The organism is Streptomyces zinciresistens K42, from assembly GCF_000225525.1.
GTDB lineage: Bacteria > Actinomycetota > Actinomycetes > Streptomycetales > Streptomycetaceae > Streptomyces > Streptomyces zinciresistens.
The window spans coordinates 1-23,419 of sequence record NZ_AGBF01000004.1 but is presented as its reverse complement, the minus strand read 5'-3'; the positions used below and the strand labels follow the sequence as shown (position 1 = coordinate 23,419).

Below are 23,419 nucleotides of genomic sequence, written 5' to 3'. Positions count from 1 at the left end.
TGCATGGGTTCCCGGAAGGACGGCCCGCTGTACCGGTGCGCGGATACTGCGCTGGTGCGCGCCGCCCGTTCCTCGAGGCTGCGGCTTCCCGCGTGGCCGGACCTCACCGACGACACCCCGGACTGCGAGGTGCGGTGGCAGACGTGGCTGCGCGACGTCTGGTCGCTGTCCGAGGCCACCGACTCCATCGAGCAGGCCAGCCCTCTGCTCGCGCAGCAGGTTCAGGCCCTGTGCTCGGTGGCCAGTCCCGAGACCCGTCAGTTGCGCCGCGCAGTGGTGTCGGTCATGCGGTACCTGCTGCGTATGACGGGCCGGGCGACCCCGAACGGTCTGTTCGCCGGTATCGCGCCCGCCTCGTTCGGGGAACGACCGGGATGGTCCTGGGGTGAGTGGCATCGACCCGTCATCCGTGCTGACGGCGACTGGATCGCGGACCTGGTCGCCCGTCTGGAAGCAGATCCTGAACTCCTGCGGCACCTGCATGTGATGGCCAACAACACCATCTTCGTACGGGGCGATCGGCTGATCGTGCCCTACCCGCCCCGTTCATGCCGTACCGACGGCAGCCCAGCGGCTGAAGTGTCCCTCCGGTACACCAGCGCCGTACGTATCGCCGTTGATGCCACCGTTTCGCCCGTCCCCGTCCATGCGGTGGTCGCACTGATGAGGAGCGAGTTCCCCGACGTTCCCGCGGACCGGGTGGAAGGGCTCGTCAGCAGCCTCGTCGAACGCGGTGTGCTCATCAGCAGCCTGCACGCGCCCTCTGCCACCCTCGACGCCCTGGACCACCTGGTCGAGCAGGCCGAAGCAGCCGCCGCCTCATCAGCCACGGACCTCGTGGCCGACCTGCGGACGGTCCGCGACGCCATCGCCCGGCACAACCAGGTACTGGCCCCGGCGGACGGCCGGCGCCTGCGTACCGCCTTACGTCGGAAAATGACCGCTTTGAGTAGCGTCAAGGCTCAGCCGTTCACGCTGGACCTTCGCATGGACTGCTCCCTCACTCTGCCCCCACAGGTTGCCCGCGAGGCGGAGCAGGCCGCCACGGTGCTGGCCCGGCTGAGCGCGTACCCCTTCGGCACTCCGGCATGGAAGGACTTCCACAACCGATTCTTCGAGCGGTACGGCATCAACTCACTCGTCCCGGTCCGGGACCTGGTGGACCCCGATGTCGGCCTCGGGTTCCCGGTCGGATACCGCGATGCGCAACCTGAACAGGGTGAGGCCCTGACCGCCCGTGAACAGCGGCTGCTCTCCCTCGCCCAAGCGGCCGTCCTCGACGGCCGCGACGAGATCCGCCTGGACGAGGACCTGATCCGCACGTTGACGGTCGGAGATCGCAACGCCCCGCAGGTACCGGCCCACACGGAGCTGCGCTTTCGAATCCGTGCCGCTTCGCAAGAGTCCCTGGAGAGTGGAGACTTCGTTCTCCACGGCATCGCCCCGTCCCGCGGGATCGGCACCACGATCGGCCGCAGCCTGGGGCTGCTCGCGTCAGACGATCAGGCCCGCGTGGCCGTCATGCTGGAAGAGCTGCCGGTCAACACGCCCGGCGCGGTGCCCACGCAGGTCTCCTTCACCCCACTCGACCGGGGCGACACCAACGTCACCCGCGTTACAGAACTCCTGCCGGCCGTCATCAGCCTGGCGGAGCACCGTCCGGTCGACGCGCGCACCATCCCGCTCGACGACCTCGCCGTGGGCTGCGACCGCCGCAGGCTCTACCTCGTCTCCCTCTCCCGCGCCTGCCTGCTGGATCCCATGACGCTGCACGCGCTGGACCTGCGCGGCCACACGCCGCCGCTCGCACGCTTCCTCACCGAGATCAGCCGGGCCCAGACCGCCGTCCTGACCGTCTTCCCCTGGGCGTCCGCTACCGCACTGCCGTACCTGCCGCGGGTGCGCTACGGCCGCGCGATCCTCTCTCCGGCGAGGTGGCGACTGGACCGGTCGGAGCTGCCCGACCGCCGCGCCTCCTGGGGGGAGTGGCACAAGGCGGCCGACGAGTGGCGCGCACGCCGCCGAGTTCCGGACGAAGTCGCGCTGGCCGAGGGCGACCAGCTTCTGCCGCTGGACCTCTCCGAGCGCGCGCACCTCGCGCTGCTGCGCGCCCACCTGGACACTCATGAATCGGTGATCTTGACGGAAGCGGAATCCGAGGAAGGCTGGTTCGACGGACGGTCCCACGAGATCATCGCCCCGATGACGGCCGTCCGCCCGCCGCAGTGGCCGGCCGTCCCTCCCGTCACCGCGGACCAGCTCGTCACCCGCGACTACGGTCACCTTCCGGGCGCCGCCTCCTGGCTGCTGGTCAAGCTGTACGGGCACGTCGAACGGCAGCCCGAGATCCTTGCCGACCACCTGCCCGCGCTGCTCGGCCAGTGGAACGAGCCGCCGACCTGGTGGTACATGCGCTACCGCGATCCCCGCTGGCACCTGCGCCTGCGCATCGCGGTCCCCAGCGAGCAGGACTTCGCCCTCACCGCACAACGCGTGAGCGCCTGGGCGAACGGACTGCGCCGTGCCGGGCTCCTCACCGACATGCAGTTCGCGACCTCCTACCCGGAGACCGGCCGGTGGGGCCCCGGGCCGCTGATGAGCCTGGCCGAGGACGTCTTCGCCGCTGACTCCCGAGCCCTGGCCGTCCAGTTCGCCCAAAGCTCCCGTCCGCACCAACAGGTCCTCGCCGCAGCGAACTTCGTCTCCGTCGCCGCCGCCTTCACCGGCAGCACCGCAGCCGGCATGAACTGGCTGATCGGCCACGGCCGGATCACTGACCCGCGCCCTATGGACCGGACCGTGCGCGGTCAGGCGTTGCGCCTAGCCGACCCGGCCGACGGCTGGGCGGCCCTGCGCGCGGCTCCCGGCGGCGACGCCATCGCCAGCGCCTGGAGCGAGCGCGACGCGGCCCTGGCCCGCTACCGGCAGAAGCTGGACGCGTTCGGTGGCATCGACCCGGACGTCGTTCTCGACTCGCTGCTGCACGCCCACCACATCCGCGCCGCCGGCATCGACAAGGACGACGAGCGGATGTGCGTACGGCTGGCCCACGCCGCCGCCATGGCCTGGACTCACCGAGGAGATCACCATGAATCTGCGTGAAAGCGCGCGGGCAGCCGCCGACACGATCGCCGAGCGGCTTGCCTCGCCGCAGGATGTACGGGGGCTGCATCACCGCCAGGGCTGGTGGCCGCAGTCGCTCGCGCACGGCGCGGTCGGTGTCGCGCTGCTGCACATCGAGCGGGCCCGCACCGAGCTGGGTCCGTGGCAGCGCGCCCACGACTGGCTCGCCTGCGCCGCAGCCGAACCCGCTGTCGGCGGCCCGGACAGCCACCTCTACTACGGGGCGCCCGCGCTCGCCTTCGCCCTGCACGCCGCCGCCGACCGCCCCGGACGCTACGCCCGCGCCCTGGACACCCTCGACCGGTACGTCACGAAGGCGATCCGGGACCGGCTCGCGGACGCCCACGCACGCATGGACCGCGGCGAGATGCCCGCGCTGGCGGAGTTCGACGCGATCCGCGGCCTGAGCGGGCTGGGCGGGCTCCTGCTGCACCGCGACGTCCATACCGACGTCGTCCGCGAGATCCTGACCTACCTGGTCCGCCTGACCGAGCCGGTCAAGCAGGACGGGGAAGTTCTGCCCGGCTGGTGGAGCTCCCTAGCTCCCTCCGGCACGGTCTCCCCGGAGTACCCGGAAGGGCACGCCAATAACGGCGTCGCCCACGGCATCGGCGGCCCCCTCGCTGTGCTCTCCCTCGCAGCCCGCCGCAGCGTCACCGTCGAGGGCCACCTCGACGCGATCACCCGCATCCTGGCCTGGCTCGACCACTGGCAGCAGGACGGCCCCGCCGGCCCGTGGTGGCCGTACTGGATCACCCGTGAGCAACTACGCTCCGGCACGATCGGCCCCGGACCATCCCGGCCGTCCTGGTGCTACGGCACCGCAGGATTCGCCCGCGCCCAGCAGCTCGCCGCCCTCGCCCTCAAGGACCCGGCGCGCCAACACGCCGCCGAATTCGCCCTCCTGCGCGCCGTGACCGACCCCGGACAACTCGACGCGACCGTGGACGTCTCCCTGTGCCACGGCTTCGCCGGCCTGGCGCACATCACACAACTCGCTGCCACCGACGCCCTCACTCCCGGCCTCACCGAATGCCTGCCCCGGCTCCTGGCACCAATCACCGACACCACGCCCGGCGCCCTGGCGGACTCCCTGATCAACCCTCCCGGCGGCGGCGACATCGGACTCCTCGAAGGCGCCGCCGGCACCGCCCTCGCCCTGCACTCCTTCCACACCGGAACGCCGTCCGCGTCCGGGTGGGACACCTGCTTCCTGATCAACTAGCCGACGAGAAGAGGAAACATGGCAGCGGACGAATGGCCGCAACGCCTCATCCGGTTCACCGACTGGAGTCGCGCGGAGGCCACCGCCGTGGAGCATCTGCTCCCAGTGCTGATCGCCCAGGAGTCGGAACTGGCCCAGTGGTCATTCCTGCGAAAGTTCCCCTGGTGGCGGTTGCGATACCGGGCCGCGGGCCCGGACACGGCGAAGGCCCTGGACGCTGCCCTGGACGAGCTGGTCGACGCCGGCGTCCTCGCTTCCTGGACGCGAGGCATCTACGAGCCGGAAGAGACAGCCTTCGGCGGCCCCGCCGCGATGAAGATCGCCCACACCCTGTTCCACTACGACAGCCGTCACCTGCTGGAGGAGGCGGCCCGCCAGCAGGCAGTCACCGGTCCCCAGCTCGGCCGCCGCGAGCTGGCGGTGCTCCTGCTCAGCGTGGCGATGCGCGCGGCGGGTCTCGACTGGTACGAGCAGGGCGACGTCTGGGCGAGGATCGCGGCCGAGCGCCCCGGCGACGAGGTCTGCAGTCCGCAACGGCACCGGGCCGCTGTCCACCGGTTGATGACCGTCGACGTCAGCACCACCAGCCGCAGCGTCACCCAGGGCCGACTCGCGCCGCTGGCCGAGTGGATAGCCACGTTCGAGTGGTTTGGCCAGCAGCTCGCAGACCTCAACCGTCAGGGCCGCCTGGAACGAGGGTTGCGGGCCGTGATCGCCCACCACGGCATCTTCCACTTCAACCGCCTGGGCCTCCCCGCCCAGGACCAGCGCACCTTGTCAACACTCGCGAAAGAGGTAGTCATGGGAACGAGCGACAACACCGCGTCCACCCGAGCTGAGGGGACGGCGAGCACTACGGTCAACGGGGTGAACAGTGACACCATCGAAGCCCCCTCTGCAGACCGTCTGCGCGCCCAGCTGATCGACCACCTGGTCGAGACCGGGTGCGTGCGCACGCCCCGGGTGGAGGAGGCCATGCGGACCGTACCCCGCCACGTCTTCGTCCCCAACGCCCCCCTGGAAAAGGCGTACGGCAACACACCCGTGGACACGAAGTTCGACGGATCCGGCCGCTCCATCAGCTGCGCCTCCCAGCCCGACATCGTCGCCATGATGCTGGAACAACTCGACGTCCAGCCCGGCCAGAAGATCCTGGAGCTGGGGGCCGGCACCGGCTTCAACGCCGGACTCCTCGGCTACCTCGTCGGCGAGACGGGACACGTCACCACGATCGACGTGGACGAGGACATCGTGGACGGAGCGCGCGGCGGGCTGGCCGCCGCCGGCATCCACAACGTCGAAGTGGTCCTCGGAGACGGAGCCGTGGGCCACGCCTCCAACGCGCCGTACGACCGGATCGAAGCCACCGTCGGCGCCCACGGCGTTCCACACGCCTGGCTCGACCAGCTCGCCCCCGGCGGACGACTCCTCACGCCACTACGCCTGCGCGGCAGCGTCTCCCGCTCGATCGCCTTCGAGAACCAGGACGGAGCCTGGCGCAGCGTCGGCAGCCAGATGAACACGTTCATGCCGCTGCGCCGGGGAATCGCCGACGACCCGCGCGTCTTCGTTCCCCTGGACCCCGACAACACCGTCACGCTCGTCACCAACGGAGACCAGAAGGTCGACGCTGACGCCCTGCGCGACATCTTCCGCCAGCCGCGCGCCGAGGCGTGGACGGACGTCACCTTCCGGGGCCCGGAATCGGCGGAGTACCTGGAGCTGTGGCTCGCCTGCGCCATGCCGAACGGCCTGAGCCGGATGCCCGCCAACAACGAGGCCATCGAGAAGGGCCTGGTCACCGCGCCCTACCCGTCCTCGACCGCGGTCTTCGAGGGTGGCACGCTCACCTACCTCACCCGGCGCCCCTACGCGAAGAAGGCCCCCGATGGCGCCACCCTGTACGAGTTCGGCGTCATCGGCCACGGCCCTGACGCCGAAGCCCTCGCCTCGGACGTCGCGGACCAGATCCGCACCTGGAACCAGGGCTTCCGGGCGCTCGACGTCGGGTTCGAAATCCAACCACTCGACGCGACCCCGCTCGCCCCGAAGCCCGGCCGCTTCACCTTCGACAACCCGCTGAACCGCATCGTCATCGAATGGCAGTGACATGGACGTCAGCCAGATAGCGAAGCGGTTCCCGCTCGTTGCCCGTCCACGTCCAGCGTGCCCGCCTCTCGCTGAACGCATCCGCGAAATCACCGACCTCGCTGCCGCCGCCGAGCGCGACGACAACGTGACCTCCGCAACCGTCGCCCTGAACAAGGCGGCACTGATCGCAAGCGACTGCGGCATGCCGGACCTGGCACGCTCTCTGTGCTGGCGCCACGCCGAGGCCGTCCTGCGCGCCCAGCCCCTGGGCGCGCAGGAAGCCCGGTACGCCCTGGAACCCCTGGTCAACCTGGCCCGGCTGCGCATCCGCGACGGCGACGGGACTGGCGCGTATCATCTGCTCGATTCCCTGAACCGAGCAGTCAGATCGAAGACGGAAGCGGTCATCGACGACCGCGCCACGTCCTTCCAGCGCCTCACGAAGTCGGCTTCCGACCATCAACAGGTATGCCAATGGCTGTGGGCCGTACTCCTCGGCGACGGAACCCGTGCCCTCGTCGCAGCAGGTGAATGGGACTACGCCCGGGCGCACAGTAGGCAACACCGGGGCGTGGGACAGCGCCTCTTCGACGGGCGCCAAGTCGAGGTGCTCGTCCGCTGCCTCGGCGAGCAGCCCAGCGATGCGTTGAAGTTCCTACACGAGAGCACCCTGGTGGAGCCATGGGAGCACGCCGTCGCGGCAGCCCTTGCCGTCCTCTGCCACAGGGCAGCCGACGAGCAGCCAGTCGAGCCGATCAACAAGATGGTGCAGCACTACCTGGCTCTCGACTCGGCCCCCGACCTTGCCGTCTTCCGCTCTCGTGTAGGACTAGTTGCGCTCGACCTCTCCCCAGAGTCCCGACAAGCCGAATTGATGCGCCGCCTCACCAGCGAAGCGACGACGCATCCCGACGGGTACATCGCACGAGACGTCCTGGCCCACTCTGTGTGCCGCGAAGGGCTGAGCCAGGACGAGCGCAGAACGCTCTCCACTGCAGTCGCCTCCGCCGGCCTCGGACGGGGCAGCATCCCCGACCCTCTGGATCAGGCCATACGGGACGCTTCAACAGTCGCAGCGGATGTCTGGCAACGCCACGCTAGCTGCCGAGCTAACGCCTGGCCCGCATGACCGGCACCCCGAGCGGCGCACCCCGTCGTATGTCCACTGCAACCGCGGTTGGCCGAGCGAACACGACGCGAATCAACAGGAGTTCTCGTGAACGAGATGCGGCCCAGCGAGCAGATGCGCAACCTCGGCGTAGTCCAGGAAGGCGCCTCCGTCCTTGCCGAGCCAGCACGCCCCTTCTCACTCCCTGCCGAACGTGAGGCCGCCGAGCAAGCCGTGGAAAGCCTGTTCACCTCCATGGCGCGCATCGCAGGCGTCCACACGTTCGCCAAGGGCATGGGCATTGCAGCCCCACAGATCGGCATCCGCCGGGCCGCGGCCGTCGTCCAGCCCGCCGAGCCAGGAGCGGGCGCGATCTTGCTGCTCAACCCCCGGGGCATCGCCGCCTCGCAGGAGACCGACGACCAGTACGAGGGATGCCTGAGCTTCTTCGACGTACGCGGCCTCGTCCCTCGCCCCCTCCGGATCACGGTCGAGACCACGACACTCGACGGGACGACCGTGACCACTGACTACGAACGCGGCCTCGCCCGTCTGGTCCACCACGAGATCGACCACCTCGACGGCCACCTGTACACAGCCCGGATGCGCCCCGGAGTGCAGCCCATCTCCGTGACCGAGTACCGGCAGACCGGACGGGCCTGGTCCTACGAGCACTGAAACCCGATCCTGTCGGCCCGCGAGCTCGGGGATGCAGGGGCCAGAAAGCCGGGTGAGAGACCTGGGAGGCGTAGCGGTCGCTCTCAACCACGCCCCTCCTTCGGATCAGCGCGCCAGGTGGAAGACGGCTGCGGCCACGATGGTGCCGAGGATGGTGCCTGCGATCACTTGGTTGCGTGTGTGGTCCCGCAGCTCGACGCGGGACCAGCCGACGACGACGACCAACAGGAAGCCAAGGGCCATCCACGGGCCGTAGGTCTGCACGAGCATCGCGCAGGCACCTGCGGACACGGCCTGGTGGACGGAGATCTTCCAGGCGAAGGTGATCGCGGCGAGAATCGCGAGCGTCACGAGCATCGAGACGATGAGGGCAACCATGGTGCGCGGCGCCCCCGCGACAAGCATCAGGACGATGCCGGTGGCTACGGAGAGCAGGATGACGGCCATCACGACTAGCCGTGCTGGCTTCGCTCCGACGTGTCTGTCGCCCCAGTGACCCTTGCGAATGCCGTACTTGATGAAGGTGATCGGGATGACGGCCGCGAAGAGGGCGCCGACCACACCCCAAGCAACACCTGTCCATTCTGCGGTGTGCCAACCGACCAGCAGCGTGACAGCGATGATCCAGTTCTTCGGCTCAAGCCAGTCTGTAATGCGGCGGGCCAGCCGCGACTCGCTGGGGCGGACATCAGTTGTCATTTGAGGAGATCCTTTCCGAAGCCCCCTGCTCGTGGGAAACGGACGAATGTTCTTGCCGGACGAATTCGGAAACGACTGGCGAGGAGAGGTACGCGCGGGCAACGGTGCGCAACCATGACAGTTCGCTCGCTCTGTCTCGGCCAGTAACGCCGAGGGGTGGATATTCAACTCCCCGCAGCCGTTCCCCATTTCGTGCGCTCTGGACGGCTGCACGCAACCAGCAGGCTTCCGCCACTGCGTCAGAGAGTTGCGCAGCGACCCCTTCCTGACGGACGAACCTCCGGGCCTTTGTGTGCATGTCGACTGACACGTACTCGCGAAGCGCCAGGCAGGCATCCTCGATCTCGATGACGCACCGTTCCAGCCGGAAGCGGACACGCCACCTGCCTACAGATGTCGCCAGCACCACATACGGGGCTGCTTCCGTGAGCTGCACCCAGAGCGGACGCAGTTTCCGCAGGGTGCTCCACGCGGCGACGTATTCCACGGCGACGGAGAGAGGAGGCAAGCAGACGCCGACTGCGACCGACAGGACGGTGGCTTGCTTGAGCGTTGTGGAGAGAAGGTTCTCCAAGACTGGATAGCTGGTGCCGGAGGCAAGCTGAACCGTCACGAAGACGATGCGCTGGAGGGCGTACAGGCTTCCGAGCAGGGTTCCCAAGCCCAGAAATCCGAGGCCGGCCTTCCCCAGGAGAGTCCGACTGTGGCGTACGCCGCCGAGGAACAGCCATGTAGCGACGACCATGGCGATGCCGATGTACAGCGTGAAGACCGTCATGTAGAGGACGGGAAAGAGGGCGCCACGGCCCTCCCCAAGCCTGATGGGCCCTCCTGACGTCCAGTTGGCCAGGGCGTAGAAGGCGAGCATGAGGGGCAACGTCACGCCGGCGGCCACCAGCCGGGTGCGACTTGCCAGGCCCTGCGGTCGAACGACTGCGATGACGAAGTCGAGCAGATATGCCGCCGAGGTAACGCCGAGCAGGTGCTTCAGCAGCGGCGACAGCCTGGCGTCTGCACCGACGGCGGCATCGACTGCCTCTTTGACCGGCGGAACCTCGAACGTCATGGCAGCTGCGAGAGCCACCAGGGTCAGCGCCAGACTTCGCTGCTTGCGAGAGTGCCGGAGGGACGGCAGTCGCCACAGAGCCACCAGCCAGAGGACGCCGGCGATGAGGGTGGATGTACTCATGAGCGGCGGTTCCTCCGTGGGTGGACCAGGGCGTCGTCGAGCCGCGCCACGGCACCGGACCGACCGCGTTCCCGGCCCGAGTGGGCAAGATCGTGAAAGAGCTCTCCCAGGCAGGAGGCGGCCATTTCGGCGTCGTACTCGGTCTCGCTGTCGTAGCTCGTCCGGCCGAGAGCGGAGAGCACGGCAGAGGGGTCGACCCCGTCAGGCAGGACTCCCAGTAGAGACCTGACGACGCTCTCGTTGTTCCCGGCGTGCCCGAGCAGCAGGTGCGCTAGCTCGTGGCGCACGATTTGTGCACGATGCCGCTCGCTGGTAGCCGCGACGTGAAAGACGTAATCCCCGTGGTCGAACGAGAGGACCATTCCGCAGGGAGCGTTGGCCCCTCCGGTCTCAGGCAATTCGTGGAGGTGCAGGGGGCGGCCACGCTTGACGGCGAGCTGCCGGCATATTTCATCCACCGCGTAGGGATCGGATATCTCGATCCCCCGCAACTGCTCCTCACACAGTCGCCTCAGCTGCGCCTCTCTGCGCGCGAATTGCCGCTTGAACATGGACGAGATCCTTGCTGTAGCCCTCGAATGAGCGCTGACACGGCCTGCGCTAACCGGAACCCATCATTCCGCGTGGTTCTAGCGGAGCTTTGCATAGGTACAGATGGCTACCCAAGGCGATCTTGAAGATCCATGCGCGGCATACCAGTCAAATCCACCCAGCAGGTGAGGGAGGTCACATCACTGCCCGGGCTTGTCGAGCCCTTCCCACCGTCTCGCCTGATTGATCACATCCGTGATCATCCTCAAGCTGTCCGCCGAGAGGCCGTTGGCTCGAAGCGCAAGGCCGCGGACGTCGCTGTCGGCTACGGCCTCGATGAGTTCCATGGAGGCGCGCACCTTCTCAGCCTCCTCGGCGTCGTAGTCCGAGAAGAAGTACTGCTCTTTGACGTGGAAGTGGCCGGCCAGTCGTTCCACCGTCGTGTAGGTGGGGTTGGGCTTCGCACCGGTCCGCAGCTGCGAGATCGCACTCTCGGACACGGAGATCGCCCGGGCGACCTCGGCATTGGTGTAGCGCTTGCCGGTCTCCGGGTTCGTCACGGTCTGGAACAGGTGGTTGAGCTTGTCGGCGAATGAGCGCCGAGCGTCGGCCGCGCCGCCGGGCGCCTCCGCCGGTCCGCTGGACTCCACCATCACCGACTCCTTTCATCTAGACGCCGACTCCGGACTGTACTGCAGTGTAGTTCCCAGGACCAAAGGCCGAGACTCTTCACTTCAGTGTTGACAGACTGGGATCACTCTGGCGTAGGTTTTCGATCACAGCTTCACTGAAGTGTTGTGACGCCGACGGGGTGCGGTAAGCGCTCCTTGCCCGGCCGTCGTGGCCTACGTACGCGCTAGGACTCACCCATGCTCGCTCCACCCCCGTCGCAGCAGCTCACGCGACTTCTACAGGGTTTAAGAACCAACTCTGGACCTTGACGCGGAGCCGTGCGTATGTTCGTCGTCCCCCGCCGGGCAGACCGCCCGCGCGGACGAGCACAGGAGCAATGACGTGCACAACCTCCGGGCCTCATAGGTCCCAGGACACAGCGACGGCGCCCGAGAGCGGCAACTCCCGGACGCCGGACGCTTAACGGCTGTACCGCCCCGGCAAGGGCGGAGATCGCCACCATCACCACGCTGATCCCTTCCACGGGGCGTCTCAGCGTGGCAACACCAAAGGAGATTCTTGCATGCGCTCCGCCCTGCGCAAAAGGCCCTACCGTCCGGCCTGCGCGGCAGCTAGCTCCGCCTCGGCGCCTCAGCGCCCCGAGCCGGACCGCACCATCCAGGCCCCCGCGAGCCGCCCCGCCCGCCCGCTTGCCGGGAGCGGCCGGTGAGCAGCGAAGCTCGCGAGTGGGTGTGGGAGCACAGCTCCAGCCGAGGGGCCGCGCGTCTGGTCCTGCTGTCGATCGCCGACCGGGTGGCCGACGATCAGTGCATCTCCTGGGCCTCCCTGTCCAGCCTGGCCAAGCGCACGCACGCCTCGGTCTCCACGGTGCGCGAAGCCATCGAACGCCTCGTCCTCGCCGGCGAGCTGGAACAGCTCGACGACCTGGTGGGCCCGCAGCGCAGCACGGTCTACCGCCTGCCGCTCGCCGCCGAAGCAGTCGCACAGGCACTGCGAGAGCAGCGGGAGGAAGCGGGCGACACGGCGGTGCCGGACGAGCCCACTGGTCCTGCCAAGCTCCGGCTGTCGGCGCTGCGGCGGTACGGAATCCGCCCGCGTGAGGTGCCGGAATCCCCCGCCAGGGTCCGGAAACCGGCAGTACCGGAAACCGGCAGGTCCAGGCGGAAACCGGCACAGCGGCGTACCGGCCACCGGCACAGCGATGTACCGGCCACCGGCACACAGAACCGTAGTGAACCTGATTTGAACCGGAGGTACAGCAGTAGTGGTGGTGCTGCGGTCACCTCGGCTGCCGAGTGGCAGGTCGACCCCGCCACCCACACCTGGGCCCGCCAGCAGGGACACCTCGACCGCCTCGGCGCGCATGGCCTGCAGGCCGCCGACGCGAAGTGGCGTGCCCACCGGGCGGCCCACGCCCCGAGGCCGGTGGAAGCCTGGGCTGCCGACTGGCGAGCCTGGATCACCCGGGAACACGCCCCCAACCGCCCGAACCTCTACGCCGTGCCCGGCCAGAACACCGCCGCGCCCGGTGGCATGACGCGGGCCGAGAAGCACACCGCCGCCCTTCTCGCCGCCCTGGACGAGCCGACCGGAACGGAGGGCTGACCGTGGACCGCCGCGAAATCGCCGCCCTGCTGGCCTACATCGGCCGACTCGACCCCCGCAGCATCCGCACCGACGAGGGCGAGGTCCGCGACCAGCTCGCCCAGTGGCACGAGTTGCTCGGCGACGTGCCGATGGCCACCCCGCACGGCTGGGACGCCCGCATCGCCGCCCGCCAGCACTACCGCACCTCGCCGTACCAGATCCAACCCGCAGACGTGGTCCGCCCCTGGGAGAGCTACCGGCGCAACCGCCTGGCCCTCCACTGGGACCCCACACCGTCCGCGGACCCGGACGACCAGGCCGCCTGGACCGCAGAGCTGGTCGGCACCCGCCGTGCCGTCGCCGCCGGCATAGCGCAGCCCGCGTATGCCCCGGCCATCACCAGCAGCCAGGAGGGGATCAACCCGAGGCTGCAGGCTCGGCTGGACCAGATCGGCTCCTGCATACCGCCCGCCGCCCGCGCCGCTCTCGCACCGTTCCGGCCCGCCCGGGCAGCACGCGAAGCCGCCGTCGCGCAAGGGCTGCCCGATGCCCTGAGCGTGCGATGCGAGTGGTGTCTGGCCCCGGTCGGCGAGCCGTGCCGGCGCCGCCGGATCGGCCCCAACGACGGGGTACGCGCCATCACACCGCGCGCCACCCCGCACCCCGGCCGTGTGGACCTCGCCGCCCAGCAGGCCCAGCACGCCGAGCAGCCCGCCCTGGCCTGACCGGCGCCTCCGGCGCGTGCATCCCGTCCGCTGCACCGCCGCAACCTCACCGTCCCGCACCGGATGCGGCGCACACCCACGCGCCGCAGCCGGCGCCCGACGCCGCACCCGCCAGGCACTGCGCCAGCCGGCCGGTGTGGCAGCACATCGGAGACTCGCCTTGCGCCACATCACCACCCACGACGCGCCGGCCACCGGCCTGCGCGGCATCGGAGACACCAGCTGGCACGTCCGCGGAGCGTGCCACGGCATGGACGTCGAGGACGCCGACGCCGTGTTCTTCCCCGGTCCCCGGGATCACGAGGAGATCGCGGAGGCGAAGGAGCTGTGCGGCTGGTGCCCCGTCCGCCGCGTGTGCCTGGACTTCGCCCTGGAGAACGTCCTCAAGGAGGGCGTCTGGGGCGGGCTCACCGAAGCCGAGCGGCGCCCGCTGCACGACAACCTGCACCGGCGCCTGGACTACCGGCGTGTGACCGCCTTTTTCCAGGGACGCGACGTGCACCTGACGGAAGCCGAGCGGCAGGTGGCCATCGACCACGCCTACGTCCGGGGCTGGCAGCCCGACCGACTCGCCGCCGCCCTGCAGATCAGCCACAAGCACGCCCGCGACCTGCTCCGGCAAGCGGCCAACAAGGTCTTCGACCGGGACCGCAACTACGGCGTGCCCCGCTCCAAGAAGAAGCGGAAGAAGACCTCCAAGGCCAAGGGCACCCCCGCGCCCGCAGCTCCCGGCACTCAGCAGCCGACAGGCCGCCCGGCGGCGTCGACCCCGGCGCACGCCCCTCTCGGAAAGGCAGCATGACCCACCCTGTCCTCGCCTTCGGTGCTACTTCGGACCTCCCTCTCCTCCTCGCCGCCGCCGTGCCCGCCGCCCTCGCGCTCGTGCTGACCGCCTGGGCGATCCGGCGCCGGGGAACCCGCCCGCGGAAACGTCTCGGCGGCCCGGCGGTCAAGGTCGCCGCCGTCGCCGCCCTGGGCTGCACCGCCTACAGCGCCGACACCAGCTGGCGCTTCGCGGCCGACTACCTCGACATGGCCGGCACCGCCGAGCGCGCCGCCATGTTCGCCGCCGCCGAACTCGCCCTGTTCGCCACCGCGCTGATGGCACGGCAGAACCTCGCCGTCCAGGGCGCTCCCGGCCTGCCGGGCACGCTGGTCTGGGTGATCACCACAGTGCAGGTGATCCCCGCCTACGCAGAGAGCGGCCCCATCGGCGGCACGGTCCGCGCCTTCGTCGGACCGGTCATGGCGGCGATGCTGTGGCACCTGGCCATGGGCATCGAACTGCGCCTGCGCACCCCGGGTGCAGCCTCGAACGGACTGATCGCCGTCCTGGGCCGGGAGGCACGCGAGCGGCTGCTGTCCCGCCTGGGCATCGCCGCGCGGGACCGCGACGCCGCGCAGATCACCCGGGACCGGGCCACCGCCCGTGCGGTCACCCTCGCCGCCCGCCTCGCCGAGCGCACACCCGAGCAGCAGCAGAGCCGTCGCGGCCGGCGGCTGACGCGACGCCTGTCGAAGGCGGTCGGCAGGGCTTCGGTCGGCACCGACCCTCACCAGCGGGCGCAGCTGCTCGACCAGCTCGCCGCTCGGCGACACGCGCTGGCGCTCGCCACGGTCCCGCTCCCTTCTCCCTGGTCCCCGGCGCACAGCAGCGCATCGGCGGCCACGGTCCCCGTACAGCCGACATCGGATGTGCCGGTCCCCGTCCCCGGTCCCGACGCTTCCGACGAGCCGGTCCCGGACGGAGGACCGAGGGCTCCTCGGGGCCCCGTCCCCGAGAACACGGAAGCCGAGGTCGGCGCAAGGACCAAGGGCGACGCAACGGGAACGTTCGCGGGAACCAAGCCCTCTGAAGACGGTGCGGTCCCAGGGACCGTGCTCGCCGGACCGGGAGCCGCAGCGCGGGACGCAGCGGCCATGAGGACCGACCACAGCACGCGAGAAGTGGCAGCTCAGGACCCGGATTCTCACCGGGGACCGGGCATCACGAAGTCGGGGACCGAGACCACCGAGGACCGAGGACCGACCGCCCCACAGTCCGGGACCGAGACCACCCAGGACCGAGGACCGACCGCCCCACAGTCCGGGACCGAGACCACCCAGGACCGAGGACACAAGGTCCCGCTTCGCCGGAAGCCGACCAGGACCTCCCGGACGAAGAACAAGGACAAGCGTGCACGGTCCCGCTCGCAGACGGAGCGCCAGGCACGCGAGCTGGGTGAGTCCGAGCGCCAGCTTGTCCGTGAGGTGCGTCCCCATGTGCCGGCTCTGCTCGAACGGGACGGCAACGGCGCGATCACCCGAGTGCAGCTGCGCGAAATCATCCGCCGCCAGGGCCTGACGGGTGTCGGTAACGACCGACTCGGCCTGGTCCTCCAGGAGCTGCGGAACGCGGACACCACGACGACGAGGAGCACCGCCCGATGAAGACCTGCCACCAGTTCAAGACGGTCCGCGCCGAGTACGAGCGCGAGATCGGATTCATGCTCGCTCACTCCGAGCGGCATGCGGGCAGGCCGGCGGCGAAGTCCAGCGCGAAGCAGGCAGCCTCGGCGAAACAGCGGATGGCCCGCGCGCTCAACAGCCACGTCGGACGCTGCCCCGAATGCGGCTGAACCGGCAAATCCCAGCAAAGGCCCGTATCCGTAAAAGTGGCCCGGCTCCACGCCGGGCCACCGCCCCGCTTAGGAGGTACGCCATGATTCCTCGTCCCCCTCGCTTTTCCGGGCCCACCACCGCCGAGGCCGGTGCCTGGGCGGATGTCTTGGTCCGCCGGCAACTCCTCCACGCCGTCGTCCTCACGCCGACCGGGCAGTGGCTCGTCCAGGACCGTCCCAACCGACCGGTTCGCGTCCTTGCCAGCCCAGCCGAAGTTCTCGCGCTGGCCGCAACCATCCAGCAACGCACCCGCTCTACGAGGCCCGAATCTCAATGACGAACGCACCCAAGAACGGCACCACCCCGGAACCTGATCGTGGCTCCAACTCGGTCTCGGGGCGAGCAAGTTGGGGCGGAAGCATAGCTTCCGCCGAACCCGCCCCCGAGGGGGCGGGAGAGGACCTGCACCGGGGGGCGCAGGTCCTTCGGGCTTCGACCGGGGGCGGATCGAAGCCGGGGCAGGAGGAGAAGCAGAGCGAGCCGCGCGCCCGCCGACAGCGCGCTCGTCAGCGACCGCGTCAGCCGCCCGCCAAGAAGCGCCTGCGTCAGCCCGCCACACGATTCAACGAAGACGAGTACGCCTTGATCAAGTCCGCCGCCGCCCAGTGCAATCTATCCGTCGCCGGGTTCCTCGCGCGTTCCGCGCTCGCCGCTGCCCGCGACCTCAGCCGTACCAGTGCAGAGATCGCCGACGAACGCGAGGTGATCACCGCCCTGTTCGACAGCCGGCGTCGGCTCGGCTGGGCCGGCAGCAACCTCAACCAGGCAGTCAAAGCGCTCAACTCCGGCGTGGACGTTCCTCACCTCGAAGCGGCCATCGCCGCCGTTCGGCGTGCCGCCGACACCGCCCACCAGGCCGCCGCTCGGCTGATCGAGCACCACGGCTCATGATCCCCAGCGTCAACCCGTCCGGGTCGGACACCCGAGGTCTCCTCTACTACCTCTACGACACCGGCAAGCACGAGGACCACACCGACCCCCACCTCGTCGCCTCCTTCGACGGCATGTCCCCGGACCCCGGACGCGACCCGAACGCCACCCTCACCGACCTCCAGCGGCTCCTGGACCAGCCGATGATGGCCCTGGCCAAGCACGCCCGCCCGGCCAAGCACGTCTGGCACACCTCTGTACGAGCCGACCCGGGCGACCGGATCCTGACCGACGAGGAATGGGCAGGCATCGCCCGTCGCATCGTCGCCGCTACGGGCATTGACCCGGGTGAGGGACAATCCGGCTGCCGCTGGGCCGCCGTGCGCCACGCCGACGATCACATCCACATCGTCGCCACCCTCGTCACCGAGGACGGCCACCGACCCGACGACTTTCGCTCCGGCTCCCGCGCCCAGGCCGAAGCCCGCCTCATCGAGAAGGAACTCGGCCTCCACCAGGTCGCCCCCGGCGACGGCACCGCAGCGAAGCGTCCCACCAGCGCCGAACGCCACAAGGCCGAGCGGCAGGGCCGCGAGCGCACCGCCCGCGAGGAACTACGCGAAGCCGTACGACGCGCGGTAAGCGGCGCGCGCAGCGACGAAGAGTTCTTCGACCGGCTCGCCGCCGCCGGCCTCCTGATCCGAAAGCGCGCCGCACCCTCCGGCGACCTGCTCGGATACAAAGTTGCGCTACCCGACGACCTGAACAAGGACGGCGAGCCGGTCTTCTACCCTGGCGCCCGTCTGGCTCCCGATCTGTCGCTGCCCCGCATCCGCGAACGCTGGTCCGCCGACGCCCCGGCTCCCCCCAAGAACGACGCGATCCGTCCGGGGCCGGACGGTCCGGCCGCTGCCCGCCGCGGAACGGCCTCGGCCGCGTGGCAAGCCGTGCTCGTCTTCGAGCACGACGAGGACGCGGTCGCCGCCGCCCACATCGCCGCGGCCGGCGAGGTCCTGGATGCCCTCGCGAAAACGTCCGCCGCCCACACCCGCCGCGAACTGCGCGACGCGGCAACAGCTTTTGAGCGAGCCTCGCGCTCCCACGTCCGCGCCGTACGGGGCCACGATCGCGCTCTACGGCAGGCCGCTCGCGAACTCGTCCAGGGCGGCCCGGCGCTCGGCCGCGGTGAGGACGCCGCCACCACGGCGATGGCGATCGACATGCTGTTCTTCCTGATCACGGCCGCCGCGCACTGGCATGCTCGCAAGGGACATGCCCAGCAGGCCGAGGCCGCCACCCGAGCCGCTCATCACCTGCGCGCCGCCTACCAGGCCGCCGCCGCGCAGCCCCTCGGGATTCTCTACGAGCGCGGTCGGCGCCTGAGTCGGCCGATGCTCCAGCGCCAGACCGCGCTGCTGCGCGAGGCCCTGCCGGATCTGGCCGAACAGGTCCTCGCGGAGCCCGGCTGGTACGCCCTGGCCGCCACCATCGCGGAAGCCGATGCCGCCGGCTACGACCCGGCCGCTCTGCTCCCCGAGGTTGCCGCTGGGCGTGAACTCGGCACCGCGGAGTCCGTCAGCGACGTGCTCGTGTGGCGGATGCGGCGAGCCGCAAACCTGCCCGCCGACGCCTCCCGTCTGCCCGAGACGGGCACCACAACCACCCGGTCCACGAAGCGCGGGACGGCGACGAGCCGCCCCGCGCCCGGCAAGCGACGGAACGGCGAAGACGCCGCCCGGCCGGTCCGTTAGGCCCGCTCGATGCGCCCAAGCGCCCCTGCTGACCTGGCCGGAGGAGACTGTGAACTTTGTGAATTGAAACCGGCGGGGGCGTCGGGCACGATCATGAGGCGCGCAGGACGAGGTGACGAGGCAGAGGAGGGCGCCAGGGTGTTTCACCGCATACGCCGCCGGGCCAAGGGGCCGAGCGAAGTGGAGCGGCAGCTCGCCGAGCTGGTCGCACGACACAACCAGATGCCGCCGTGGAACAGGGCGCCGACGGACGCACCGCAGAGCGACGAGCCGACCGCTGCGGCACCGGACTTCCTTCCGCCGGAGCTGCGCGTGCCGAGCCACGATCAGGTCGAGGGCAAGATGATGCCCTGGAAGCAGCCCTTGGTTGTCGATGGTGAGATGACCGCCTGTGCCGAGTGCGGGGCCTACCGGGACTGGCTCATCCTCTCCACCCGAGACGAGATCTGGCTGCGGTGCCGGGCCGGCCACCAGCAGCGGGAGACCCGCCTGGACACCGCCTGGTACAACCGCAACAGCGGACCGGCGGACGCGACGCACGAAACGTTCGAGGACTGCCTGCGCCACCTCGGGCACTGACCACCACCCCTACGACCCCACCGGGCCCCCGGGCCCGCACTGACCACCCGTCACTAGCACCAAGGGGTCAGTTCCGTCATGCGCGTTCGCGTCGCCACCACCGCCCTCGGCATCACCGCCGCCCTCCTCGCCCTGCCCGCCTGCTCCCCCGAGACCGGCGGAGCTGACCAGCAGACCGCCTCCTCCAGCCGAACCGGTAAGCCGGCCGACGCTCACCGCGAACCGGCCACGCTTACCTCGGCCGCGCTGGTGTCCCGTCTGCTCACCGAGGCTGACCTCGGCAGCGGCTACCGGCCTAAGCCGCAGCGTGCGGGTCAGCACGACGATGCCACCGTCCTCGGCTGCCCCGCGCTGAGCGAGCTGGGCGGCGACGCGGCGACCGGCGGCACCCTCACCTTCCCGCACAAGGCGAAGGCCGACTTCACCTACGGCAGCAGTTCCTCGGAGATCTCCGAGGAGCTCTACAGCGACAGCCCGACGAAGCTGTCCGACGGCACCAACCGGATCTTCGACGCCATGACCGGCTGCCCGAACTATCAAGTCCTCGCGGGCAGCGCCCCGATCGACATCGCCACCCAGAAGCTGCCCGCACCCCACGACCGCGGTGATGAGCAGTGGAGCCAGCTCCTGACCTTCACCGCCGAGGGACGAAGCACGGTCCTCAAGCAGACCGCGATCCGCGACGGCAGCCTGCTGCTCGTCGTCTCCGGCTCTCCGGCCCTCGTCGACCGCCACCTCGATCGGGCCCTCGCCAAGGCCACCGCAACGCCCTGATCTATTCCCGTAAACGCACTGCTGCCTCCGACCCGGGAAGGTCGGAGGCAGCAGTGCGTTTACGGGGCAGATGGGACGACGGTGTCCGGGAAGCACGAAGGCCCGGCGCCCTCCACCGGGGAGGGCGCCGGGCTTCGGTACGGCGAGACGGTCAGGTGGCCGGCGCGCGCAGAAGCCGCTCCTGGGTGGCTTCGGGCAGCACCCGGCGCAGGACCGGTGCGGTCGAGCTGAGGGAGGTGGCGAAGGCGGCGACGAGATCGTGCGGCACGCCGGCGGCGAACGAGGCCACCCACAGGTAGGGCGCGCCGAGTACGGGCTCGGACCATGTCTGCCATCCGGCCGGGCCCACTTCGTCAGCTTCGGTGACCAGGACGCGCGGGTCGCCGTCCTGGATGAGGGGCGGCACCTCGCCAAGGCTGATGTGCGAGGCGCCCGTCGGATCCATCGCCGCGGCTTGGGGCTCGTCGATGTCGCGGAACCATCCCTGGGTGGCGACGGCGTCCAGGACCACCTCGGCGCCAGCCAGAGGCACGGTGGGCTGTTCGTGGGCGTCGAGGGCGAGGAGGAAGTCGGCAACGGCCTCGCCGGGAACGTCGCGGGTGAAGTAGGCCGACCAACCAGCGAGGCTGGTCGTCTCGTCACGGGCGGAGATCTGCCAGGCGATCGGCAGTGCACCCAGGTGGAACGGCTCGTCGGCCATGCACCACTGGGCCCAGCGCAGGCCGTCGGGGCTGATGTGCAGGACGATGCTGCGCAGGACCTGACGGTCCTGCTCCGCCTCGTCCGGCTCATGCCGTCCGCGGACGATCGTCAGGCTTGTCCAGCCCAGGCCCGCGAGAGCGTCGGCGACAGCGTCGTACGGGCGCCCGTCGTCACCTGCCAGGTGGCGGGGGCCGACCCAGAATGCGGGTGGGGCCGACGGGTCGGGCTGAAGGTGGGAGTACAGGGGCGCCTCCAAAGGCTCGGTGCGTTTCTAGTTGCCGCCGGCGCGGCGGCGGGGGCGGCGCGGCGGCGCCTGGACGGGGCCCTGCCACGTCAGCTCGATGGCGACTTCGGGCGGCAGGTGACCGAGCTGTGCGTCTTCCTCGCGTCCTTCGGCGAGGTAGACGACGGTCCGGCCGGTCTCGTCGACCGCTTGCAGGACCTGTGCCAAGCGATGGGCCATCGGAAAGAAGGGGTTCATGGCCTGGCGCACCGGAGCACTTGGGTCGCAGGCTGCGAGCAGTTCGATGAGGTCGGCGACGGTCATTTCCGAGGACGTCACGAGCATCTCCTTGGGGCGAGAGAACGAGGGAAGGGAGAGCGGCCGGCGCTCGGTTCGGCCGGCGGCTTGTGAGCGGGCAGTCCTCGCAAGGTCAGAGGAGGCGTGAAGTCTCCAGTACACGGGCTACGGCTGCGGCAACGATGTCGGCCGGCGTCTCGACGTCGAAGGAGACCTGGTAACCGGGCATCGTGGCGGTGCCCGTGACCGCGATCTTCCAACCTTCGCGGTCCGTGCCGGGACGGCCGAGCGGGAACCAGCCGAGGTAGAAGCGGCCGTCCTTGCTGTTGACGTGTACGTCCGCACGGTCATCGACGACCAGGTGGAAGTCCTCGGCGGAGAATTGGTCCATAACCAGGGTCGGCTGGCCGGGACCGAGCTGCCACTGCCGTAGTCGGAGCGCTTCGACGGTGGTGGAGAAACCGGGACTCACGGGGGCTACGGTCACGGGCTATCACCTCTCTGACCTGGGGTTTCTTGCGAGATCGTCTACGTTGACATGCTCTCGCGCACGTTGGCCAGTCCTTCCGCGATCTTTCCTGTCTGCCCCCGGCGAACTGCTCATCCTTCTCCTCGGGCCCGGAGACGGGTTCATGGCCGGTCGGCCCCGCCGGACCCTCGCCCCGGCTAGGTGCCCAGCTCCGGTGGCGGCCAGAGGCCGTGCCAGAGTGAGCCGCATGATCCCTGCAGAAGTCCCCGACGCGCCTCCGCTGACGTACGCCGACAGCTTCGACGTACCGGTCCTGTTCCGGGGTGGACCTGCGAGGAAGCCCCGGCGGCAATGGCGGACGGCCAAGCACACGGCGTGGACCGGATCGGACGGGTTCCCTGCCGCCGACGGCTGGTACGCGCCGACCACCACTTGGCGGGAGATCATCAAGGCAGCCACTGAAGTCGGCCGCGACGTCACCCCGCACCTGCAGAACCAGCCGCGCTATGCCCACAGGGAACTCGTCGCCCGAGTCTCCCCTTTGTACGCCTACCTCGGCGCGCACCCCGTGACGCCCCGGCACCCCGTGGACGGCGCGAAAGGGCGGCGCCTGACCTGGAACCCGGTGTACGCGCACGGCACCGAGCGCAGCGCCAAGGTCGCCGCCGGCTACCGGCTGGGCATGACGATGACCGAGTGGGCCTGCCGCTCCCTGCTGGGCCTCGGCCAGACCGAGCACCTCGAACTCGGCGGCCCCGTCCCCGCCCTGCTCAAGACGTTCAAGGACCCTAAGAAGAAGCTGCCCGATCTGTGGGGACGCCACGAGACGGAGAAGCTGTACTGGCTCATCGAGGCCAAGGGCGGCGACGTGGGGCTCAAGAAGCTCCGAGAAGGGTGGGAGCAGCTCGCGGCCGGCAGCCAGGTGCTCGGCGCGTATGCACACCGCACCGTGCTGGTCGGAGCATCCGTGAGGTTCGAAGACGACCTGTTCCTCACGATCGACCACGAACTCCACCCCGGTCTGCCGCCGCTTGCCCCTGCCGAATCAAGCACCGGCGACGAGGCAGTGGGCCCGGCCAACTTGGAAGACCGTCTCGGGGACAGCGACGACGCCCTCATCGGGGCCGCACGCGCCCAGATGCTGACCTACCTCGCGCTGCGCTCCGTCCCCGCCACACAGCTGCGCGCCGTACCCGTGGCCGCCGACCGCTCCTCCCGCCGCCGGCGCTCCGGGCTGACTACCCCCCTGGAAGACGACCCGTTCACTCTCGCCATGCGCGACGAGGCACGCGGAGAGGCGGCCGACACCGAACAGCACATCCTTCGCGCCGGACTCCACGCCAGAGGACTCGACGACTTCCTCAGCTGCCGCATCCCCGGCACGGAGGTCCACCTTGGCATGTCCCGAAGGCTGTTCGCCGCCTGCGAGCGCCTCCATGAGGAAGATCTCGCCATCGCCCGGCGCACCCCGGGACTGCGAGCCGAGGACCAGCCCCCCGTCGAC

At 69.9% G+C, this 23,419-nt stretch carries 22 protein-coding genes; 15 read left to right on the top strand and 7 right to left on the bottom strand.

Annotated elements, in window-relative coordinates; genetic code table 11:
* The first annotated feature begins 3 nt into the window (after window positions 1-3).
* The 5 genes from SZN_RS02580 (at window position 4) to SZN_RS02560 (ending at window position 8,225) form a co-directional block, all read left to right on the top strand.
* Complete coding sequence (locus SZN_RS02580) at window positions 4-3,102, top strand: lantibiotic dehydratase (RefSeq protein WP_007491156.1); 3,099 nt, start codon at window positions 4-6, stop codon at window positions 3,100-3,102.
* Complete coding sequence (locus SZN_RS02575; RefSeq protein ID WP_007491155.1) at window positions 3,089-4,348, top strand: lanthionine synthetase C family protein; 1,260 nt, start codon at window positions 3,089-3,091, stop codon at window positions 4,346-4,348. The genes SZN_RS02580 and SZN_RS02575 overlap by 14 nt, the downstream gene beginning before the upstream one ends.
* Window positions 4,349-4,366: 18 nt before the next feature.
* Window positions 4,367-6,457: a methyltransferase, FxLD system gene (fxlM, locus tag SZN_RS02570; protein ID WP_007491154.1), complete on the top strand. Its 2,091-nt coding sequence runs from the start codon at window positions 4,367-4,369 to the stop codon at window positions 6,455-6,457.
* A gap of 1 nt (window position 6,458) precedes the next feature.
* Entirely contained in the window at window positions 6,459-7,568 is a 1,110-nt protein-coding gene (locus SZN_RS02565; protein WP_007491153.1) for a hypothetical protein, read from the top strand.
* 96 nt (window positions 7,569-7,664) lie between these two features.
* Window positions 7,665-8,225 carry a peptide deformylase gene (locus tag SZN_RS02560; RefSeq protein WP_244313277.1) on the top strand — a complete coding sequence of 187 codons (561 nt, stop codon included), beginning with the start codon at window positions 7,665-7,667 and terminating at the stop codon, window positions 8,223-8,225.
* Between the two features lie 105 nt (window positions 8,226-8,330).
* Here SZN_RS02560 and SZN_RS02555 read toward each other — a convergent pair whose 3' ends face one another.
* The 4 genes from SZN_RS02555 to SZN_RS02540 form a co-directional block, all read right to left on the bottom strand.
* Window positions 8,331-8,924: a phosphatase PAP2 family protein gene (locus SZN_RS02555; RefSeq protein ID WP_043727704.1), complete on the bottom strand. Its 594-nt coding sequence runs from the start codon at window positions 8,922-8,924 to the stop codon at window positions 8,331-8,333.
* Entirely contained in the window at window positions 8,914-10,113 is a 1,200-nt protein-coding gene (locus SZN_RS02550) for an MAB_1171c family putative transporter (RefSeq protein WP_007491148.1), read from the bottom strand. Before SZN_RS02550 ends, SZN_RS02555 begins: the two co-directional genes overlap by 11 nt.
* The gene (locus SZN_RS02545) at window positions 10,110-10,664 is read right to left on the bottom strand and encodes a hypothetical protein (protein WP_007491146.1); all 555 of its coding nucleotides are present in this window, start codon (window positions 10,662-10,664) and stop codon (window positions 10,110-10,112) included. The genes SZN_RS02550 and SZN_RS02545 overlap by 4 nt, the downstream gene beginning before the upstream one ends.
* A 180-nt stretch (window positions 10,665-10,844) precedes the next feature.
* Complete coding sequence (locus SZN_RS02540; RefSeq protein WP_007491144.1) at window positions 10,845-11,297, bottom strand: helix-turn-helix domain-containing protein; 453 nt, start codon at window positions 11,295-11,297, stop codon at window positions 10,845-10,847.
* Between the two features lie 685 nt (window positions 11,298-11,982).
* Here SZN_RS02540 and SZN_RS02535 point away from each other — a divergent pair.
* The 9 genes from SZN_RS02535 (at window position 11,983) to SZN_RS02495 (ending at window position 20,224) form a co-directional block, all read left to right on the top strand.
* Entirely contained in the window at window positions 11,983-12,882 is a 900-nt protein-coding gene (locus SZN_RS02535; RefSeq protein WP_043727701.1) for a helix-turn-helix domain-containing protein, read from the top strand.
* Between the two features lie 2 nt (window positions 12,883-12,884).
* The gene (locus SZN_RS02530) at window positions 12,885-13,589 is read left to right on the top strand and encodes a zinc finger domain-containing protein (RefSeq protein ID WP_007491139.1); all 705 of its coding nucleotides are present in this window, start codon (window positions 12,885-12,887) and stop codon (window positions 13,587-13,589) included.
* 160 nt (window positions 13,590-13,749) lie between these two features.
* Window positions 13,750-14,391 carry a WhiB family transcriptional regulator gene (locus tag SZN_RS02525; RefSeq protein ID WP_007491137.1) on the top strand — a complete coding sequence of 214 codons (642 nt, stop codon included), beginning with the start codon at window positions 13,750-13,752 and terminating at the stop codon, window positions 14,389-14,391.
* A complete protein-coding gene (locus tag SZN_RS02520) occupies window positions 14,388-16,019 on the top strand; it encodes a hypothetical protein (protein WP_007491135.1) in 1,632 nt (543 codons plus the stop codon). Before SZN_RS02525 ends, SZN_RS02520 begins: the two co-directional genes overlap by 4 nt.
* A complete protein-coding gene (locus tag SZN_RS02515) occupies window positions 16,016-16,207 on the top strand; it encodes a hypothetical protein (RefSeq protein WP_007491133.1) in 192 nt (63 codons plus the stop codon). Before SZN_RS02520 ends, SZN_RS02515 begins: the two co-directional genes overlap by 4 nt.
* Before the next feature lie 583 nt (window positions 16,208-16,790).
* On the top strand, window positions 16,791-17,141 hold the full coding sequence (locus tag SZN_RS02510; protein ID WP_425274405.1) for a plasmid mobilization protein: 351 nt from the start codon (window positions 16,791-16,793) through the stop codon (window positions 17,139-17,141).
* A complete protein-coding gene (locus SZN_RS02505; RefSeq protein WP_007491131.1) occupies window positions 17,138-18,871 on the top strand; it encodes a relaxase/mobilization nuclease domain-containing protein in 1,734 nt (577 codons plus the stop codon). The genes SZN_RS02510 and SZN_RS02505 overlap by 4 nt, the downstream gene beginning before the upstream one ends.
* Before the next feature lie 138 nt (window positions 18,872-19,009).
* Complete coding sequence (locus SZN_RS02500) at window positions 19,010-19,450, top strand: hypothetical protein (RefSeq protein WP_043727695.1); 441 nt, start codon at window positions 19,010-19,012, stop codon at window positions 19,448-19,450.
* Window positions 19,451-19,528: 78 nt separating this feature from the next.
* Window positions 19,529-20,224: a hypothetical protein gene (locus tag SZN_RS02495; RefSeq protein ID WP_007491129.1), complete on the top strand. Its 696-nt coding sequence runs from the start codon at window positions 19,529-19,531 to the stop codon at window positions 20,222-20,224.
* A gap of 151 nt (window positions 20,225-20,375) precedes the next feature.
* On the opposite strand, the gene SZN_RS02490 is transcribed toward SZN_RS02495, so the two are convergent.
* The 3 genes from SZN_RS02490 to SZN_RS02480 all read right to left on the bottom strand — a co-directional run bounded on the left by SZN_RS02490 (window position 20,376) and on the right by SZN_RS02480 (window position 21,933).
* On the bottom strand, window positions 20,376-21,182 hold the full coding sequence (locus tag SZN_RS02490; protein WP_007491128.1) for an SPDY domain-containing protein: 807 nt from the start codon (window positions 21,180-21,182) through the stop codon (window positions 20,376-20,378).
* Window positions 21,183-21,197: 15 nt separating this feature from the next.
* Window positions 21,198-21,488 carry a hypothetical protein gene (locus SZN_RS02485; protein ID WP_043727755.1) on the bottom strand — a complete coding sequence of 97 codons (291 nt, stop codon included), beginning with the start codon at window positions 21,486-21,488 and terminating at the stop codon, window positions 21,198-21,200.
* Window positions 21,489-21,579: 91 nt separating this feature from the next.
* Entirely contained in the window at window positions 21,580-21,933 is a 354-nt protein-coding gene (locus tag SZN_RS02480; RefSeq protein WP_043727688.1) for an SPDY domain-containing protein, read from the bottom strand.
* Between the two features lie 229 nt (window positions 21,934-22,162).
* Here SZN_RS02480 and SZN_RS02475 point away from each other — a divergent pair.
* On the top strand, window positions 22,163-23,419 hold a 1,257-nt coding region (locus SZN_RS02475), incomplete at its 3' end, for a hypothetical protein (RefSeq protein WP_007491125.1).

Bases quoted from the DNA above. Each gene is read 5' to 3' on its own strand.
- SZN_RS02580 (WP_007491156.1), top strand. From the start codon at position 4: ATGGGTTCCCGGAAGGACGGCCCGCTGTACCGGTGCGCGGATACTGCG.
- SZN_RS02575 (WP_007491155.1), top strand. From the start codon at position 3,089: ATGAATCTGCGTGAAAGCGCGCGGGCAGCCGCCGACACGATCGCCGAG.
- fxlM (WP_007491154.1), top strand. From the start codon at position 4,367: ATGGCAGCGGACGAATGGCCGCAACGCCTCATCCGGTTCACCGACTGG.
- SZN_RS02565 (WP_007491153.1), top strand. From the start codon at position 6,459: ATGGACGTCAGCCAGATAGCGAAGCGGTTCCCGCTCGTTGCCCGTCCA.
- SZN_RS02560 (WP_244313277.1), top strand. From the start codon at position 7,665: ATGCGGCCCAGCGAGCAGATGCGCAACCTCGGCGTAGTCCAGGAAGGC.
- SZN_RS02555 (WP_043727704.1), bottom strand. From the start codon at position 8,924: ATGACAACTGATGTCCGCCCCAGCGAGTCGCGGCTGGCCCGCCGCATT.
- SZN_RS02550 (WP_007491148.1), bottom strand. From the start codon at position 10,113: ATGAGTACATCCACCCTCATCGCCGGCGTCCTCTGGCTGGTGGCTCTG.
- SZN_RS02545 (WP_007491146.1), bottom strand. From the start codon at position 10,664: ATGTTCAAGCGGCAATTCGCGCGCAGAGAGGCGCAGCTGAGGCGACTG.
- SZN_RS02540 (WP_007491144.1), bottom strand. From the start codon at position 11,297: ATGGTGGAGTCCAGCGGACCGGCGGAGGCGCCCGGCGGCGCGGCCGAC.
- SZN_RS02520 (WP_007491135.1), top strand. From the start codon at position 14,388: ATGACCCACCCTGTCCTCGCCTTCGGTGCTACTTCGGACCTCCCTCTC.
- SZN_RS02515 (WP_007491133.1), top strand. From the start codon at position 16,016: ATGAAGACCTGCCACCAGTTCAAGACGGTCCGCGCCGAGTACGAGCGC.
- SZN_RS02505 (WP_007491131.1), top strand. From the start codon at position 17,138: ATGATCCCCAGCGTCAACCCGTCCGGGTCGGACACCCGAGGTCTCCTC.
- SZN_RS02495 (WP_007491129.1), top strand. From the start codon at position 19,529: ATGCGCGTTCGCGTCGCCACCACCGCCCTCGGCATCACCGCCGCCCTC.